This is a genomic window from Stenotrophomonas lacuserhaii (assembly GCF_039674585.1).
In the GTDB taxonomy this organism is placed as follows: domain Bacteria; phylum Pseudomonadota; class Gammaproteobacteria; order Xanthomonadales; family Xanthomonadaceae; genus Stenotrophomonas; species Stenotrophomonas pennii_A.
Window position 1 is genome coordinate 24,443 of record NZ_JBDJNU010000034.1, and the last position, 15,839, is coordinate 40,281.

Consider the following 15,839-nt stretch of genomic DNA (forward strand, 5'->3'; position numbering starts at 1 on the left):
CTGGATACGCTACCCCCATGTCTGCTGCTTTCGGCGCCGAGACGGTGCTTGAGGTCCGCCACTGGACCGATGCCTACTTCAGTTTCACCCTGACCCGTGACAGCGGGTTCCGCTTCGAGAACGGCCAGTTCGTGATGATCGGCCTGGAAACCGAGGCGCGGCCACTGCTGCGCGCGTACTCCATCGCCAGCGCGAACTGGGAAGAGAACCTGGAGTTCTTCAGCATCAAGGTGCAGGACGGCCCGCTGACTTCGCGCCTGCAGCACATCAAGCCGGGCGACAAGGTACTGGTCGGCAAAAAGCCGACCGGCACCCTGCTGATCAGCGACCTGCACCCGGGCAGGAACCTGTACCTGCTGGGCACCGGCACCGGCATGGCGCCGTGGCTGTCGGTGATCAAGGATCCGGAAACCTACGAGCGCTTCGACAAGGTGATCCTCACCCACGGCGTGCGTTACGAAAAGGACCTGGCCTACCGCGATTACTTCGAACGCGGACTGCGCGAGCACGAGTTCCTGGGCGAGATGATCGGCGACAAGCTGCTGTATTACCCGGCGGTCACCCGCGAGCCGTTCGCCAACCAGGGCCGGCTGACCTCGTTGCTGGAAAGCGGCGAGATGCAGCGCACCCTGGGCCTGCCGGAACTGGACCCGGCCAACGACCGCGCGATGATCTGTGGCAGCCCGCAGATGCTGGCCGACCTGCGCACGGTGCTGGACGCCAAGGGCTTCCAGGTCTCCCCGCGCATCGGCAGCCCCGGCCATTACGTCTTCGAACGCGCTTTCGTCGAGAAATAAGCGGTAGCGCCGAGCCATGCTCGGCGAGCGCAGCGGGCGGTGAACGGTGAAGCCCGCCGAGCATGGCTCGGCGCTACCGATCCCAGCATAGATTCAGAGGTGACGGCGGAGCTGTGCGGGGGTGGTGGTGGGAGCGAAGCGGGACTGCACCTGGCCATCGCGGTCGAGCAGGAATTTGGTGAAATTCCACTTGATGCGCGCGCTGCCCAACAGGCCGCGTTTCTGCGTGGACAACCACTGCCACAATGGATCGGCAGCCGGTCCGTTGACCTCGATCCTGGCCGACAACGGGAAGCTCACCGGATAGTCCAGCGAACAGAACGCACGGATCTGGGCGGCATCGCCGGGCTCCTGCGCGCCGAACTGGTTGCACGGAAAGCCGATCACCACCAGACCGTGTTCACGGTAGTCCTGCCACAGCTGTTCCAGGCCCGTGTACTGCCCGGTGAAGCCGCAGCGGCTGGCCACGTTCACCAGCAGCAGCCGCTTTCCGCGATGGCACGACAGCGAAACGCGCTCGCCTTCCAGCGTGGTCATGTCGAAATCAAAGGCGCTGGTCATCGGCCGGCCGCTGCAGGGAACAAGCCAGCAGCGTGAACGCCCATGCCTTTCGACACAAGCCCACCCATCCGGGGCCGGGTTACCCTCGGGGACTTGTCTTCGTGGAGTACCTTGCCTTGACCACCCGCCTTGCCCTTGCCGTGGCCATGACCCTCGGCCTTGCCCTGCCCGCCTATTCCGCCGGCGCCGCCACCCCGGCTGCCAGCACCGCCGCGCAGCAGGCCAATCCGTTCTTCGCCGACAGCCCGCTGCCGCTGCACTACCCGCAGTTCGACAAGATCACCGACAGCGATTTCGCCCCGGCGTTCGACGCCGGCATGGCGCAGCAGTTGAAGGAAGTGGAGGCCATCGCCAACAACAAGGCCAAGCCGACCTTCGAAAACACCCTGATCGCGCTGGAAAAGAGCGGCGAGACGCTGGACCGCGCCACCACCGTGTTCTTTGCCCTGGTCGGTGCCGATACCAATGACACCCGCAAGAAGCTGCAGGCCGATTATTCGGCGCGCTTTGCCGCCCACGGCGATGCGATCGCGCTGAACGGCAAGCTGTTCGCCCGCATCCAGGCCCTGTATGACGACCGCGCCAAGCTGGGCCTGGACGCCGAAGGCGTGCGCCTGGTCGAGAAGTACTACGAGAACTACGTGCGCGCCGGCGCCAAGCTGTCCGAAGCGGACAAGACCAAGCTCAAGGAAATGAACGCCGAGCTGGCCAACCTGGGGACCAAATTCAGCCAGAACGTGCAGTCCGAAGTGAACGCCTCGGCGATCACCGTGGACGACGTCAATGAACTTGACGGTCTGTCGCAGGAGCAGATCTCCGCCGCCGCCGAAGCGGCCAAGGCGCGTGGCCTGGACGGCAAGTACGTGATCACCCTGCTCAACACCACCGGCCAGCCGCCGCTGACCAACCTGGCCAACCGTGCGCTGCGCCAGAAGATCTACGAAGCGTCCACCACCCGCGGCAGCCGCGGCGGTGAGTTCGACAACACCGCGCTGGTGGCGCGCATCATGCAGCTGCGCGCCGACAAGGCCAAGCTGATGGGCTTCCCCAACTTCGCCGCCTACAACCTGACCAACCAGACCGCCAAGACCCCCGAAGCGGTCAACGCGATGCTGGGCCAGCTGGCCCCGGCCGCGGTGGCCAACGCCAAGCGCGAAGCCGCCGACCTGCAGGCGATGATCGACCAGGAACAGAAGGCCGCCGGCAAGCCGACCTTCAAGCTGGAAGCCTGGGACTGGGCGTTCTACAGCGAGAAGGTGCGCCAGGCGAAGTACAACTTCGACGAATCCCAGCTCAAGCCGTACTTCGAAATGAAGACCGTGCTGGAAGACGGCGTGTTCCATGCCGCTGAACTCGAATTCGGCCTGACCTTCAAGCAGCGTACCGACCTGCCGGTCTACCACGACGACGTCACCGTGTACGACGTGTTCGATGCCGACGGCAGCCAGCTGGCGATCTTCATCTTCGACCCGTATGCACGCGCATCCAAGCGTGGCGGTGCGTGGATGAACTCCTACGTTTCGCAGTCGGAGCTGTCCGGCTTCAAGCCGGTGGTGGCCAACCACCTCAACATCCCCAAGCCGCCGGCCGGCAAGCCGACCCTGCTGACCTGGGATGAAGTGACCACCACCTTCCACGAGTTCGGCCATGCGCTGCACGGCATGTTCTCCAACGTGAAGTACCCGTATTTCTCCGGCACCTCGGTGCCGCGCGACTTCGTCGAGTTCCCCTCGCAGGTCAACGAGATGTGGGCTGACAATCCGGTCATCCTGAAGAACTACGCCAAGCACTACCAGAACGGTTCGGCGATGCCGCAGGCGCTGCTGGACAAGGTGGTCGCCGCCGCCAAGTTCAACCAGGGCTTCGCCACCACCGAATACCTGGGTGCGGCGATGCTGGACCAGCGCTGGCACCAGATCAGCGCGGACCAGGTCCCGGCCGCCGCCGACGTGATGAAGTTCGAAGCCGCCGCACTGGCCAAGGACGGCATCTTCTACGCGCCGGTGCCGCCGCGTTACAAGACCCCGTACTTCAGCCACATCATGGGCGGCTACTCGGCCGGCTACTACGCCTACATCTGGTCCGAAGTGCTCGACGCCAACACCCAGAAGTGGTTCAACGAGAACGGTGGCCTGAGCCGCAGGAATGGCGACCACTTCCGCAAGACCCTGCTGTCGCGCGGCGGCAGCGTGGATGCGATGCAGCTGTTCCGCGACTTCGCCGGCCATGAGCCGCAGATCGAGCCGCTGCTGGAGAAGCGTGGCCTGACCGGTGCCGGCAAGTAAACAGCGCCTGCAGCAACGTTGAATGGAAAACGCCCGGGTAACCGGGCGTTTTTTTCGCAGGCTGCCTCAACGCGGCGCCACGTACCCGCCCGGCACCCCTTCCGGCGACAGCACCAGCTGCCACAACTGTGCATGCCGACAGCGGAACGCGGCCATCGAACCGGCCAGGTAGAAGCGCCACATGCGCTTGAAGCGTTCGTCGTAGCGCTGCCGATCCAGCCGCGGCCAGGCCGCTTCCACGTTGCGCCGCCATGCCTGCAGGGTCAGATCGTAGTCGGTGCCGAAGCCATGCCAGTCTTCAAGCACGAAGCGGCCCTCGAACGCGCGCGTGATCTGCGCCGCCGATGGCAGCATCGAGTTGGGGAAAATGTAACGGGCGATCCATGGATCGGTGCGGTGGCCGCTGACATTGCGCCCGATGGTATGCAGCAGCAGCAAACCGTCCGGGGCCAGGCAACGCCGGGCCACGTCGAAGAACGCGCGATAGTTGCGTTCGCCCACGTGTTCGAACATGCCGATGGAGAACACCGCATCGAAGCGCTCATCCAGCGCGCGGTAATCCTGCAGCCGGATCTCCACCGGCAATCCTGCGCAGCGCTCGCGCGCATACGCGGCCTGCTCTTCGGAGATGGTCACGCCCACGCCACTGACGCCATAGCGTTCGCAGGCGAACTTCAGCGCTTCCCCCCAGCCGCAGCCGATGTCGAGCACGCGCTGGCCGGGACGCAGCGCCAGCTTGCGGCAGACCAGGTCCAGCTTGGCTTCCTGTGCGGCATCCAGGTCCCGGGCCTGCCGCCAGTACCCGCAGCTGTACACCAGGCGCTGTCCGAGCATGGCCGCGTACAGGTCGTTGCCGAGATCGTAGTGGCGGCGCCCGACTTCGAAACTGCGCTGCCCGGCCTGCGCGTTGACCAGGCGTGCGCGGACCGCATCGGCCAGCTCACGCCAACTGTGCACGCGCTCGTCCAGGTGGGCCTGCAGCAGGTGCAGCAGGAAGCAATCCAGCTGGTTGGCGTCCCACCATCCGTCCATGTAACTCTCGCCCAGCGCCAACGACCCGCCGGCCAGCACCCGTGCGTGGAAGCGCGGGTCATGGACGTGGATATCCTGTGGCCGGGCACCGCCAACGGCGACGCCAGCCTCGTGCAGCAACGCGGTGAGCCGGACCTGCAGCGCCGCGTCCACCGTCACCTCCGTGCTCAGCCGTGGGCGAACAGTCCGGCATACTCCGGCGCCACATGTGGCACCAGCACGGACGCCGGTACCTCGGCGGTCTGGGTGCCTTCGGAGTAGGGACCGACCTGGTAGGGGGGGAACACGAACCGCAACCCGGTCACCTTGCCGCCGGCATCGGTCATCGGTTCGAACTGGCGGAAGTTGTCCGGCCGGGCGCCGGTGCCTTCGTTGATCATCCGCGAAGCGCTGCGCAGCGATTCCTGCAGCTCGCCCGGCTCCATGTCCTCGCTGCTCAGGCGGGTCGCCACGCGCTCGCGCAGCTGGTCGGCCACGAAGTCACTGATCGCCTTCCACCCCTTGGCGTCCGGCACCAGGTGGTCGGCGGTCAGCATCTGCTGCGGGCCGGGCAGCCAGACGAAGCGGGCGACCAGCGGCTCGCCATGGGCACCGCCGGTGTAGCGGCTGCCTTCGGCGCGCACCACTACCAGCTCCGGGGTTTCCAGCTGCTTTTCAAACGCCAGCGACAACTCGTACGGCATCGTCGGCTTGTCGTTGCCCAGCCCATCGAGGGCCTGCTGCAGCTCGCCACGCGCAGCGGCAGCGTAATCCTGCAGCGCCTTGGCCAGCCCCGGGTACTGGTCCAGCCCGGCTGCATAACTGATGCCGACCACCGCCTGCGGGCTGGTCTCGATCACGTCGGCAAGCGCTACCGGTGCATCGGCGGGTGCTTCGGCCACCGGCGCCGGCAGCTGACCGGCGGTATCGGTGGCGGCCGGCTGGGGGCCCGCGCTGTTGCCATCCCCGCGCCCGCACCCGGCCAGCAGCATGGCCGCGATGGCCACGCCCAGCACCCCGGCGGCAGGCAGTTTATGGCGCAACGACTTCATCGATTTCCCCTGGACTGGCAGCGACATGTATCGGTTTCCTTTCTGGAACGAACCCCATCGGCCGATCAGGCCAACAGGTCATTGAATTCTTCGTGACGCTCAAAGAACGCCTCCGCGTAAGCGCACGCGGGAACCACTTTGTATCTGTTGTCGCGTGCCCAGCGCAGCGCCACGCGGGTCAGTTCCCCGGCGATGCCGCGCCCGCCGATGGCATCGGGCACCTCGGTGTGGGTGATCACCATGCGGCGGCGCTTGAGCTGGTAATCCAGCAACGCCAGATGACCTTGCACCCGTGCGGTGAAGCGGTGCGCAGCCACGTCATGGGTGACCTCGTAAGCCAATCCGGGGGGCGTGACCGAAGCCATGGGACCGATCTCCTGGGGCAGCACCGCTGATGGTGCGCAGCCTGCCGCCATGATCGTGTGAAGCCTGAACAGGGGCAAGCGCTATCTGCCCCGGATGCATCGGCCGCTAAAGCGTGGCCGGCCGCGGCCGATACCCCTGTCGACGGGGCGCACTGGAAGGCCCTGCCGGGTCCGCCCGCCCCTTTCCCAGGAGGTTCCCATGCGACACCCGCCCGCTCCCTCCAACGACGCCGCCGCCACCGCCGCGAGCGATGACGCGCTGCTGGATGGCCTGCTGCAGCTGGCCGTGGAAGGCCATACCGACGAAACGCAGTTCCAGCGGATCGGCGAAGAAGTCTTCACCCGCCTGCTGGATACCTATGGCGTGGACAGCGGGACCCCGCGGACGCGCTAGCCGCCCGCGGGTCGCTGCGCGCGGCTCAGCCGCCCAGGCCGAAGCGCGGGTTGGACAGTTCGCGCAGGAAGTGGTTGAAGATGCCCGGGTTCATCGCCAGCAGGAACAGCACGCCGAACGCCGCGCCGGCGAGGTGGGCGCTGTGGTTGATGCGGTCCCCGCCCTTCTTGTCCATCCAGATGCTGTAGCCCACGTAGAACACCGCGTACAGGATGGCCGGCGCCGGGATGAAGAACACCAGGATGATCGTCCACGGGCTGAGCAGGATGAAGGCGAACAGCACCGCCGACACCGCCCCCGACGCGCCCAGGCTGAGGTAGTTGGGATTCTTCTGGTTCTTGATGTAGCTGGGCAGGATGGACACCACCAACGCGCCCAGATAGAACGCCGGATAGGTCAGGTAGCTGCCGGACAGCTGCACCATCACCGTTTCGATCTGTCCGCCGAAGAAGAACAGCGTGATCATGTTGAAGATCAGGTGCGGCCAGTCGGCGTGGATGAAGCCGTAGGTCACCAGCCGGTCGTACTGGCGGTGGCGATCCACCGCCGGCGGCCACAGGATCAGCCGGTCGGCCAGCTTGCGGTTGTTGAACGCCAGGTAGGACACGATGGCGGTGATGGCGATCAGCAGGAGATTTACGGGTGTCATGTCAGGCTCAGGCGGCGCGGTAGTTGTCGACCATGCGGTAACGGCGCGCATACCAGCCGAAGGCCAGTGCGGCGACGAACGCGAAGCCAGCGAAGAAGAACATCAGGAACGCCGCTTCGCTCAACCCGGTACTGGCGATCTGGTGGGTCACCGTATCGTTGCGCACCGCGGCGTTGGACAGCAGCACCCACAGGTTGCCGATGGTGGTGGTCAGGTTCCAGAAGCTCATCACCACCCCCTTCATCGCCTGCGGCGCCTGGCTGTAGGCGAATTCCAGACCGGTCGCCGAGACCAGCACTTCACCGAACGTCAGCAGCGCGTACGGCAGCATCTGCCAGAAGATCGACATCGCGTTGCCGCCATCCATCACCACCTGGATGCCACCGACCACGATCCACGCCAGGCCGCTGAAGGCGATGCCCGCGGTCATCCGGCGCAGCGCGGTGGGTTCGAAGCCGAAACGGCGCAGCGCCGGGTACAGCACCAGGTTGTTGAACGGGATCAGGATCATCACCAGCAGCGGGTTCAAGGCCTGCATCTGCGAGGCGGTGAACCAGCTGGGCATCTGCATCTGCTGGCCCTGCAGCACCCACGTGGACGCCTTCTGGTCGAACAACGAGAAGAACGGCGTGGTCAGCGCGAAGATGACCAGCACGCGCAGCACCGAGCGGACGCCTTCGACGGCCTCGGCCGGATGCACCGCACGGGCCCGGTCCAGCTGCATCCAGGTGCCGCCCCCGATGCCGGCCAGCACCGAGACCAGCGCCAGGCACAGGCAGATCACGATTCCCAGCGTGCCGACCAGCCCGAACGAAGCAATCGCCAGCACCACGCCGGCCACCGCCAGCACCAGGCCGGGGCGGCCGCGCCCTTCCACGCGTGCGGTCAGCGCGGTACGCACCACGTTGGCGAACGAATGCGGGTCCTTCGGCGGCAGCGGGGTCAGCACGTAGCGCTTGCGCCCCAGCCAGAACACGAAGGTCGCGATGAACATCAGGATGCCGGGGATGCCGAAGGCCCACTGCGGGCCCCAGTTCTTCAGCACCAGCGGGATCAGCAGCGAGGCGAACAGCGAGCCGAAGTTGATGATCCAGTAGAAGGCGTCGAAGACGATCTTGGCCAGGTGCTTGTTGCCCTGGTCGAACTGGTCGCCCATGAACGAGGCCACCAGCGGCTTGATGCCACCGGCACCCAGCGCGATCAGCCCCAGGCCGAAGAAGAAGCCGCCGCGACTGCCTTCGAACAGCGCCAGGCACAGGTGGCCGACACAGTAGATCAGGCTGAACCACAGGATGGTGTGGTACTTGCCGAAGAATTTATCGGCCAGCCAGCCACCGAGCAGCGGGAAGAAATACACGCCGATCATGAAGCTGTGCATGATGTCCTTGGCTTCACCGGCACGGCCTTCGGCGGTGATCTCCTGCAGCAGCAACGAGGTGATCAGGAACTGCACCAGGATGTTGCGCATGCCGTAGAAACTGAAGCGCTCGCAGGCCTCATTGCCGATGATGTACGGGATCTGGCGCGGCATGGATCCCTTGCCGGCGGGGGCGACTGCGTTATGGCTCATCCTGTAAGGCTTTCCTGCGGACACGAAAGCGCCAAGGTTACCGGAATGCAGGCACCCAGCGCACGCTGCACGGCTGCATGACAGCGCCGGGAAAGCATGGCAGGGACGCTGCAAGGTCACGACGCCTGCACGGCGCAAGCGTAAACTTATCGTTATGCGCGCCCCCCCTTTCCCCCTGTTGTTGTGCGTTGGCCTGTTGCTGGTTCCCTTGGCGGTGCGTGCGCAGCCGGCGGCGGCAACACCACTGGCCGAATTGAGCGTGGCCAGCCTGCAGCTCCCCGCGCAGGCAGATCCGGCCTGGGAACATCGCCGCGAAGCCATCGCCCAACTGCTGGCCACCCTGCAACCGGACGTGATCACCGTGCAGCAGGTGCTGCAGGAGGGCCGACGCAATCCAGCCTGCTGGTTGGCCAGCCGCCTCCGCTACAGCTGCGATTTCATCACTGCCGATCCGCCCAGCCAGGCCCAGCGCCATGGCAGCGCGATGCTCAGCCGGCTGCGCGTGGAAGAAGACGGCGTCACCCTGCTGCATCCGCCCGGCCGCTACAGCGCGGCGGGCATGATGCGCGTTGCGGTCGGCGAAGGCCAGGTCAACATCTACGTGGCGCGGCTGCGCCCCGAGCCGGATACCGGGGCCAGTCGCCAGCACCAGGCCAACGACCTGATGGCCTGGATCGCGGCCACGTCGGACGGCCACCCGAGCCTGGTCGCCGGTGATTTTGCTGCCAGCAGCAGCGAGGTGGTGCGCGGCATGCCCGGGTTCCAGCCGGCGCGGCGCAATCCGTCGGCCCGGGTGGAGAAGCCCGGCGCGGGCAACGGCAACGTCGGCAGCCATGGGCTGGACGTGCTGTTCCAGGTCAAATCCTTCAGTGGGAAGCGCCAGCAGCGCATTGAACTGCCCGCAGACGGCGATATGCCGGTGTTGCCGCTGGGCGTGATGGCCGTGCTGCGGCTGCAGGCCCCGGCCGGCTGACCCCACCTCGGCAGTCGTGCAATGGAAAAAGGCCGCGCTGCAAAGCGCGGCCTTTCTGCTGCCTACCGTGATGCTGCGGAATCAGGCAACCGCTTCCTGGTAACGGCGCTCGACTTCGTTCCAGTCGATCACGTTGAAGAACGCGCCGATGTATTCCGGGCGACGGTTCTGGTACTTCAGGTAGTACGCGTGCTCCCAGACGTCCAGGCCGAGGATCGGCGTGTTGCCTTCCATCAGCGGGCTGTCCTGGTTGCCGGTGCTTTCCACCACGACCTTCTTGTCCGGGGTGACGCTCAGCCATGCCCAGCCGCTGCCGAAGCGGGTCAGCGCCGCCTTGGTGAAGGCATCCTTGAACTTGTCGAAGCCACCGAGATCGCTGTCGATCTTCGCGGCCACTTCACCGACCGGGTTGCCGCCGGCGTTGGGCGCCATCACGGTCCAGAACAGGGAGTGGTTGGCATGGCCGCCGCCGTTGTTGCGCACCGGGCCCTGCAGGTTTTCCGGCAGCGACTTCAGCTTCTTGACCAGCTCTTCCACCGGCAGGTCGGCGTATTCAGTGCCTTCCAGCGCGGCGTTGACGTTGTTGATGTAGGTCTGGTGGTGCTTGGTGTGGTGGATCTCCATGGTGGCCGCATCGATATGCGGTTCCAGGGCGTCATAGGCGTAGGACAGCTTGGGCAGGGTGTAGGCCATGGTGCATCTCCTCGTAGCTTGGGGACCTGGCATTCGCCAGGTGGTGCGCGTTAAATGATGGGGACTGGCGTGAAGATTACCAAGTGGGATGTAAAGGAAACTTCGTCCTGCAGGTGACCGGCGCAGGACAGCGTGGCCCTCATGCACGATGCAGGCCCACGGCGCTACAGTGGCGGCCACTGTTTCCACGCCTGCCATCGCCATGCGCAATCCCCGCCTGTTGATCACCGCCATCGCCCTGCTGCTGCTCGGGCTGGTGGGCAACCACTTCCTGCAGCGCCCGGCCAAGCCGCAGTTCGCGCCCAGCCTGTCCGCCGCGCCGTCAGCCAGCTCGACGAGCTCGGCCAGCCTGGCCGCAGACGCAGGGCTGCCGGGGTTCCTTCCCGCTGAAGCGCGGCGGACGATCGCGCTGATCCAGCGCGGCGGCCCCTTCCCGCACCGCCAGGACGGCAGCGTGTTCGGCAACCGCGAGCAGCGGCTGCCGCAGCGCGAGCGCGGTTATTACCGCGAGTACACGGTTGAAACGCCAGGCGCCGGCAACCGCGGCGCCCGCCGCATCGTCACCGGCGGCGAGCCACCCGACGCCTGGTATTACACCAGCGATCATTACGAAAGCTTCCGCAGCTTCAACGTACCTGCAGGAGGGACGGCACCATGACCCATGATGCGTTCGGACTGGGCCTGCACGACCTCAACAACGCCGGCGTATATGCGATCGGCGAAGGCGACGAAGCCGCGCTCGCCGCAGCCATGCGCGATGCCGGCCTGCTGGTGCGCCGCGTCGACCTGGAAGGCGTGGCCGACAAACGCACCCTGTTGGCCCGGCTTGCCGCACAGCTGGATTTTCCGACCGGCTTCGGCGGCAACTGGGATGCACTGTCCGACAACCTGCGTGACCTGCAATGGCTGGGCGCCACCGGCGGGTACGCGCTGTTCCTGGATCGCATCGACGCCCTGCGTGCGCAGGACACCGCCAGCTTCGACACCCTGCTGGAGATCCTCGACGAGGCCAGCCAGTACTGGGCCGCGCAGGACCTGCCGATGTGGGCGTTCCTCTCCAGCGGAACCTGAGCGGTCAGCGGACGCTGCCGTTGTCTTCCTGCAGCTCTTTCTTGAACGGAACATCCGGCGGCGGACGCGCGATCGCCGGCTGGTCCTGCATGTTCGGATCGTTGAGGCCGCACCCACCGCCGAACTGCAGCACCGAAATCACGCAGGAAATCTTCGTGCTGGTACCCGGCAGCGGGATTTCCACCGACTGCACGCCGCGCCGCACCCACTCGGCCAGCAACGATTCATTGGGCACCCAGTACTTGTCGAACGAGGTCGGGGTGTAGTCATACGGCGGTCGCTTGAGCCAGGTGCCGGACTGCGCGATGCGGTCACGGCTCCAGCCATCGTTGTCACCGCCAGGCGCACCGCGATCGGTGTTGCCGGCGCCGTCCTGGCCGGGAACGCGCACGCTGCCGTCCGCGTTGAAGACGCCGCTGCCCTGCCCGGCATCACGATTGGCCTGCGCGCCCGCGCTGCTGCCGGGACGATCACGGGTGGATGCACCCCAATCATCACCGCGCGCCGGCGTCGCCCAGTTGCCCGGCGTCGGACGCGCCTGCGCACCCGCCTGGCCCGGCGCGCGCGATGCGGCGGTCGATGCCGAAGCCGCTGCAGCCGCCGAAGAAGACGATGAGGCCTGGGCAGCCGGGGTTGCCGACGGGCGCGGGTTGGCGGTAGCCGCCGCGCGGGCAGCGGCGTTGGCAACGGCACGTTCGCGCACGGTCGGCTCGGTACTCGGCCGCGTGCGCAGCGCCGGCTCACGCCCGCGCATGGCCGGCATGGTGATCGCAGGCGCGGTCACGGCAGCCACTTCGCGTTCGCGCACGACGGTGGGCTCACGCGGGGCAACCTGCACCGCCACCTCGGCCTGCGGCACCCGCAGCGGCGTCGGCGCCTGCACCGCAAGCGGGACCTCGCGTTCACGCACCTGCACCGTGGTTTCAGACGGCGCACGGGTGCGCACGGGCGTTACCGGACGCGGCGTGACCACGACCGGGGCCTGCACGACCTGCACCTCGCGTTCGCGAACCGACGGCGACGCCTGGCGCGGGACCACGGTGACTTCGGTACGCGGCACGCTGACCGGCGGCACCACGAAATCGGTCGTGGCCTCGGCCACGTCCGTCGCCTGCACCGGCGGCGTCGGCAGCGCGGGCGCCGGCACCGGGGGGGCGGGTTCGGCAGGTGCCGGTTCAGAGGCGGTCGCAGCGGCAACTTCGGCCGGAACGGGCTGCGCGGCGGTGCTGGACGCAGCCGGCGCGCCGTCCTGCGCTGCGGACGGCGATGCCGCCGGGCTGTCCGTCGCAGCCGAAGCCGCGCCACCTTCGGCTGCCGCGGCCGCTTCGCTGCCCGGCTGGTCGCCGCCGCCTTCCTGCGCGCCCTGCCCGATGAACTCCACCTGCACCCGCTCGCCTTCGCCGCCGGTATCCGGCTGCGAAGAACGCACCAGCGCCACCCATAGCAGCAGGAAGGCGAACAGCACGTGCAGCAGCAGGCTGGCGGCGGCGGCGGTCCAGCGCATCCAGCGCTGGTCACGCGGTGCCGGATCCCACTGCTGCCAGCCCAGGCGGCGCACCGCCTGCCACATCGTCAGCCCGGGCAGGCGGCCACTGGCCGCGGGCCGCGGCCGCGGCAGCAGCACCGCGACCAGCTCACGCGCATGCTGGGGACGTGGCAGCGGCGGACGCGCGCGCAGCCAGATGGCCCACCCGTAGGGCAGGCCGGTTTTCTTTTCCAGAATGGGCGGCTCCTGCTGGCGTGCCAGCAGGGCCTCGATCCACTGTGCGGCCCGGGATGACGGCACGCAGCGGGCGTCAGGCGACGTTGCCGCGCGGCATGTACGGTGCCTGCCCACTGTCGTGGTCGGTGGCATCACGTACCGCCGTGATGCCCGGAACCCGGCCCATCAGCGTCTTCTCGATTCCCTGCTTCAAGGTGACATCGGCCATGCCGCAGCCCTGGCAGCCGCCACCGAAGCGCAGCAGTACCACGCCGTCGGCGGACACTTCCTGCACCGCGACCTTGCCACCGTGCGAGGCGAGCTGCGGATTGACCTCGTTTTCCACCACCCAGTGCACGCGCTCCACCAGCGAGGCGGCGTCACCGGGTGCTTCGCCCTTTATGCGCGGCGCCTTGATGGTCAGCTGTTGTCCGCCGGCAGCGCCGGTCACGATGTCGATCTCGGCGCCATCCAGCCAGCCCACGCTGTCCGAGGCCACGTACAAGGTGAACCCATCGCAGTCCACCGCCCACTCGTCGCCGAGCAGGTCGGCCGGTTCGGCGAACTCAAGCCGGGCATCGGCGCGGGGGGTGCCAGCGTCGACCGCGGACACACGCACGCCCATGCCGGGCACGCCTTCGCGTTCGATCAACCTGCGGAAATGGGACTGGGCGGTGTCGGATATCTGGATCATGGCGCTATTCTAACGAAGTCCCTGTTACGCGATCATTCGGTTTATACACCGGACCGCGCACTGTTCAGTCAACGATTTCAGAGGTAGAGCATTCCATGAACGATCTGGTCCCGCTGGAACAGGCCCATTGCATCCCCCGCCGGGGCAACGAGCACCGCCTGGGGCAGGCCCGGCTGGCGGAGCTGCTGCCACAGGTGCCCGGCTGGGAGCTGGTCGAGAACGGCCAGGCGCTGCAGCGCACCTTCCGCTTCAAGGACTATTACCACACGCTCGCCTTCGTCAATGCGCTGGCCTTCATCGCCCACCGCGAAGACCACCACCCGGACCTGGGGGTGCATTACGACCGCGTCGTGGTGCGTTATTCCACGCACGACGTGGGCGGGCTGAGCGAGAACGATTTCATCTGCGCCGCCAAAGCATCGGCCCTGACGGAGTGACTGCCATGACCCTGCGCCTGTTGATCCTGCCCCTGCTCGCCACCGGCCTGGCCGCCTGCGGTGGCTCCGGCGAGCCGGCGACCCCGGCCGCGCCGGCCACCCCGCCGACCGAAGTCGCCGCGGTGAAGACCCCGCCCCCGCAGTACCCGATCGAACTGGCCTGCAGCGGCGTGGGCGGCACCACCACCCTGAAGGTCGTGGTGGGCGTGGAAGGCAAGCCCACCGACGTGACCCAGCTGACCAGCAGCGGCAACCCGCAGCTGGACGAACAGGCGCGCACCGCCGTGCAGGGCTGGCAGTTCAACGCCGCCAGCCGCAATGGCCGGAAGATGCCCGCCACGATCCAGGTGCCGGTGAGCTTCAACCCGCCGCAGCCGCGCCCGGATGAATGCTTCGCCGTGGAAGAACGCCTGCGCCGCGGCGGCTGATGCCCCGCTTTCCGCCACGGCCCGCCGGCGCCCGCCCGTCCCCATCGTCCCGTCTGAGTGGGGCGACCGTTCCCCGAAGGATTGCACCGGCAGATGCTGCAGATTTCCACTGAGAACGTCTGGATCGCCCTGGCGGTCACCCTGGCCGCGGGTCTGGCCACCGCGCTCGGCAGCCTGATGGTGCTGTTCGCGAAACGTCCCAACCCTCGCCTGCTGGCGTTCGGCCTGGCGTTTGCCGGCGGCGCGATGGTCTACGTGTCGTTGTCGGAGATCCTCAACAAGTCGATCGACTCGTTCACCCAGGCCTACGATCCGCGCCTCGGTTTCACCTACGGCACCGTCGCCTTCCTGCTGGGCATCCTGGTGATCATGGGCATCGACCACCTGATCCCCAATCCGCACGAGAGCCTGGACGCGAAGGATCCGAACTTCCGCGCCGACAACAAGGCCTACATCAAACGGGTCGGCCTGCTGACCGCCGTGGCGATCACCGCGCACAACTTCCCGGAAGGCCTGGCGACGTTCTTCGCCACCCTGGAAAGCCCGTCGGTGGGCATGCCGCTGGCCTTCGCCATCGCCATCCACAACATCCCCGAAGGCATCGCCATCGCGGTGCCGGTGTACTTCGCCACGCAGAACAAGTTCTACGCCTTCGCGGCGAGCCTGCTGTCCGGCCTGGCCGAGCCGATCGGCGCGGGCATCGGCTATTTCCTGTTGTCCGGCTCGCTGAACCACGCCACCTTCGGCTGGGTATTCGGGCTGATTGCCGGCGTGATGGTGTTCCTGGCCCTGGATGAGCTGCTGCCGGCGGCGAAGCGCTACGCGAAGGGTCACGAAACGGTGTACGGACTGGTCGCGGGCATGATGACCCTGGCGTTGAGCCTGGTGCTGTTCAAGTGGTGAGTGGGTTGGCGAACGGGTGAAACCCCCTCGCGGGTGGCGGCCTGCTGAAGCTGCCTTCTGGGGTAGGTCCGGGCGGGGTGGGTTGGCGGGACACGCCGTGAATCCATCCATGGAGGCTGCATCGCCGCATCCATGCGGCTCAGCGTCCCGCCAACCCACCCCGCCCGGACCCCGGACAGGTTCCGTGGGCGCCAGCCGCGTGAAAAGAAAAACGGGGTCAGCGTTCATTAGGGGTTCGCAAAGAAGCAGAACCC

18 protein-coding genes are annotated in these 15,839 nt (G+C 67.0%); 9 read left to right on the forward strand and 9 right to left on the reverse strand.

Translation table 11 applies throughout. From position 1 onward, the window contains the following. The first annotated feature begins 17 nt into the window (after nt 1-17). On the forward strand, nt 18-797 hold the full coding sequence (locus ABE522_RS13040; RefSeq protein ID WP_346592059.1) for a ferredoxin--NADP reductase: 780 nt from the start codon (nt 18-20) through the stop codon (nt 795-797). A gap of 93 nt (nt 798-890) precedes the next feature. Here ABE522_RS13040 and ABE522_RS13045 read toward each other — a convergent pair whose 3' ends face one another. Continuing rightward, entirely contained in the window at nt 891-1,358 is a 468-nt protein-coding gene (locus ABE522_RS13045) for a glutathione peroxidase (RefSeq protein WP_406846355.1), read from the reverse strand. Nucleotides 1,359-1,474: 116 nt separating this feature from the next. Here ABE522_RS13045 and ABE522_RS13050 point away from each other — a divergent pair, with 116 nt between their 5' ends. Further along, nucleotides 1,475-3,643, forward strand: a complete 2,169-nt coding sequence (locus tag ABE522_RS13050; RefSeq protein WP_346592060.1) for a M3 family metallopeptidase — start codon at nt 1,475-1,477, stop codon at nt 3,641-3,643. 66 nt (nt 3,644-3,709) lie between these two features. On the opposite strand, the gene cfa is transcribed toward ABE522_RS13050, so the two are convergent. The 3 genes from cfa to ABE522_RS13065 are packed head-to-tail and all read right to left on the reverse strand — an operon-like array spanning nt 3,710 to nt 6,071. Next, complete coding sequence (gene cfa / locus ABE522_RS13055; protein ID WP_346592061.1) at nt 3,710-4,828, reverse strand: cyclopropane fatty acyl phospholipid synthase; 1,119 nt, start codon at nt 4,826-4,828, stop codon at nt 3,710-3,712. 14 nt (nt 4,829-4,842) lie between these two features. Next, complete coding sequence (locus tag ABE522_RS13060; protein WP_406846356.1) at nt 4,843-5,733, reverse strand: DUF3298 and DUF4163 domain-containing protein; 891 nt, start codon at nt 5,731-5,733, stop codon at nt 4,843-4,845. A gap of 38 nt (nt 5,734-5,771) precedes the next feature. Then, nucleotides 5,772-6,071, reverse strand: coding sequence for a GNAT family N-acetyltransferase (locus tag ABE522_RS13065; protein WP_191771504.1), 300 nt, complete (start codon nt 6,069-6,071; stop codon nt 5,772-5,774). A gap of 199 nt (nt 6,072-6,270) precedes the next feature. Between ABE522_RS13065 and ABE522_RS13070 the strand changes: the two genes are divergently transcribed. Then, a complete protein-coding gene (locus tag ABE522_RS13070; protein WP_346592062.1) occupies nt 6,271-6,465 on the forward strand; it encodes a hypothetical protein in 195 nt (64 codons plus the stop codon). A gap of 25 nt (nt 6,466-6,490) precedes the next feature. Here ABE522_RS13070 and ABE522_RS13075 read toward each other — a convergent pair whose 3' ends face one another. Together ABE522_RS13075 and ABE522_RS13080 are read right to left on the reverse strand one after the other, a co-directional pair. Then, entirely contained in the window at nt 6,491-7,114 is a 624-nt protein-coding gene (locus ABE522_RS13075; RefSeq protein ID WP_042613285.1) for a rhomboid family intramembrane serine protease, read from the reverse strand. A 7-nt stretch (nt 7,115-7,121) separates the two neighbouring features. Then, the gene (locus tag ABE522_RS13080) at nt 7,122-8,684 is read right to left on the reverse strand and encodes a POT-type proton-dependent oligopeptide transporter (protein WP_346592063.1); all 1,563 of its coding nucleotides are present in this window, start codon (nt 8,682-8,684) and stop codon (nt 7,122-7,124) included. Nucleotides 8,685-8,838: 154 nt separating this feature from the next. On the opposite strand from ABE522_RS13080, the gene ABE522_RS13085 reads away from it, so the two are divergent. After that, entirely contained in the window at nt 8,839-9,657 is an 819-nt protein-coding gene (locus tag ABE522_RS13085; protein WP_346592064.1) for an endonuclease/exonuclease/phosphatase family protein, read from the forward strand. 81 nt (nt 9,658-9,738) lie between these two features. Here ABE522_RS13085 and ABE522_RS13090 read toward each other — a convergent pair whose 3' ends face one another. Continuing rightward, nucleotides 9,739-10,350 (reverse strand): superoxide dismutase, encoded by a 612-nt coding sequence (locus ABE522_RS13090; protein WP_346592065.1) that lies wholly within the window; start codon nt 10,348-10,350, stop codon nt 9,739-9,741. 202 nt (nt 10,351-10,552) lie between these two features. Between ABE522_RS13090 and ABE522_RS13095 the strand changes: the two genes are divergently transcribed. Together ABE522_RS13095 and ABE522_RS13100 are read left to right on the forward strand one after the other, a co-directional pair. After that, entirely contained in the window at nt 10,553-11,008 is a 456-nt protein-coding gene (locus ABE522_RS13095; protein WP_346592066.1) for a guanyl-specific ribonuclease, read from the forward strand. After that, nucleotides 11,005-11,421 carry a barstar family protein gene (locus ABE522_RS13100; protein WP_346592067.1) on the forward strand — a complete coding sequence of 139 codons (417 nt, stop codon included), beginning with the start codon at nt 11,005-11,007 and terminating at the stop codon, nt 11,419-11,421. Before ABE522_RS13095 ends, ABE522_RS13100 begins: the two co-directional genes overlap by 4 nt. 4 nt (nt 11,422-11,425) lie before the next feature. Here the strand turns inward: ABE522_RS13100 and ABE522_RS13105 are convergent, their stop codons facing one another. Together ABE522_RS13105 and ABE522_RS13110 are read right to left on the reverse strand one after the other, a co-directional pair. Continuing rightward, the gene (locus ABE522_RS13105) at nt 11,426-13,207 is read right to left on the reverse strand and encodes a hypothetical protein (RefSeq protein ID WP_346592068.1); all 1,782 of its coding nucleotides are present in this window, start codon (nt 13,205-13,207) and stop codon (nt 11,426-11,428) included. 10 nt (nt 13,208-13,217) lie between these two features. Beyond that, on the reverse strand, nt 13,218-13,817 hold the full coding sequence (locus ABE522_RS13110) for an NfuA family Fe-S biogenesis protein (RefSeq protein WP_346592069.1): 600 nt from the start codon (nt 13,815-13,817) through the stop codon (nt 13,218-13,220). Between the two features lie 95 nt (nt 13,818-13,912). On the opposite strand from ABE522_RS13110, the gene ABE522_RS13115 reads away from it, so the two are divergent. The 3 genes from ABE522_RS13115 to zupT all read left to right on the forward strand — a co-directional run bounded on the left by ABE522_RS13115 (nt 13,913) and on the right by zupT (nt 15,585). After that, nucleotides 13,913-14,254, forward strand: a complete 342-nt coding sequence (locus tag ABE522_RS13115; RefSeq protein WP_346592070.1) for a 4a-hydroxytetrahydrobiopterin dehydratase — start codon at nt 13,913-13,915, stop codon at nt 14,252-14,254. A gap of 5 nt (nt 14,255-14,259) precedes the next feature. Further along, nucleotides 14,260-14,682 (forward strand): energy transducer TonB, encoded by a 423-nt coding sequence (locus tag ABE522_RS13120; RefSeq protein ID WP_346592071.1) that lies wholly within the window; start codon nt 14,260-14,262, stop codon nt 14,680-14,682. A gap of 93 nt (nt 14,683-14,775) precedes the next feature. Further along, a complete protein-coding gene (gene zupT / locus ABE522_RS13125) occupies nt 14,776-15,585 on the forward strand; it encodes a zinc transporter ZupT (RefSeq protein WP_346592072.1) in 810 nt (269 codons plus the stop codon). Nucleotides 15,586-15,839: the final 254 nt, after the last annotated feature.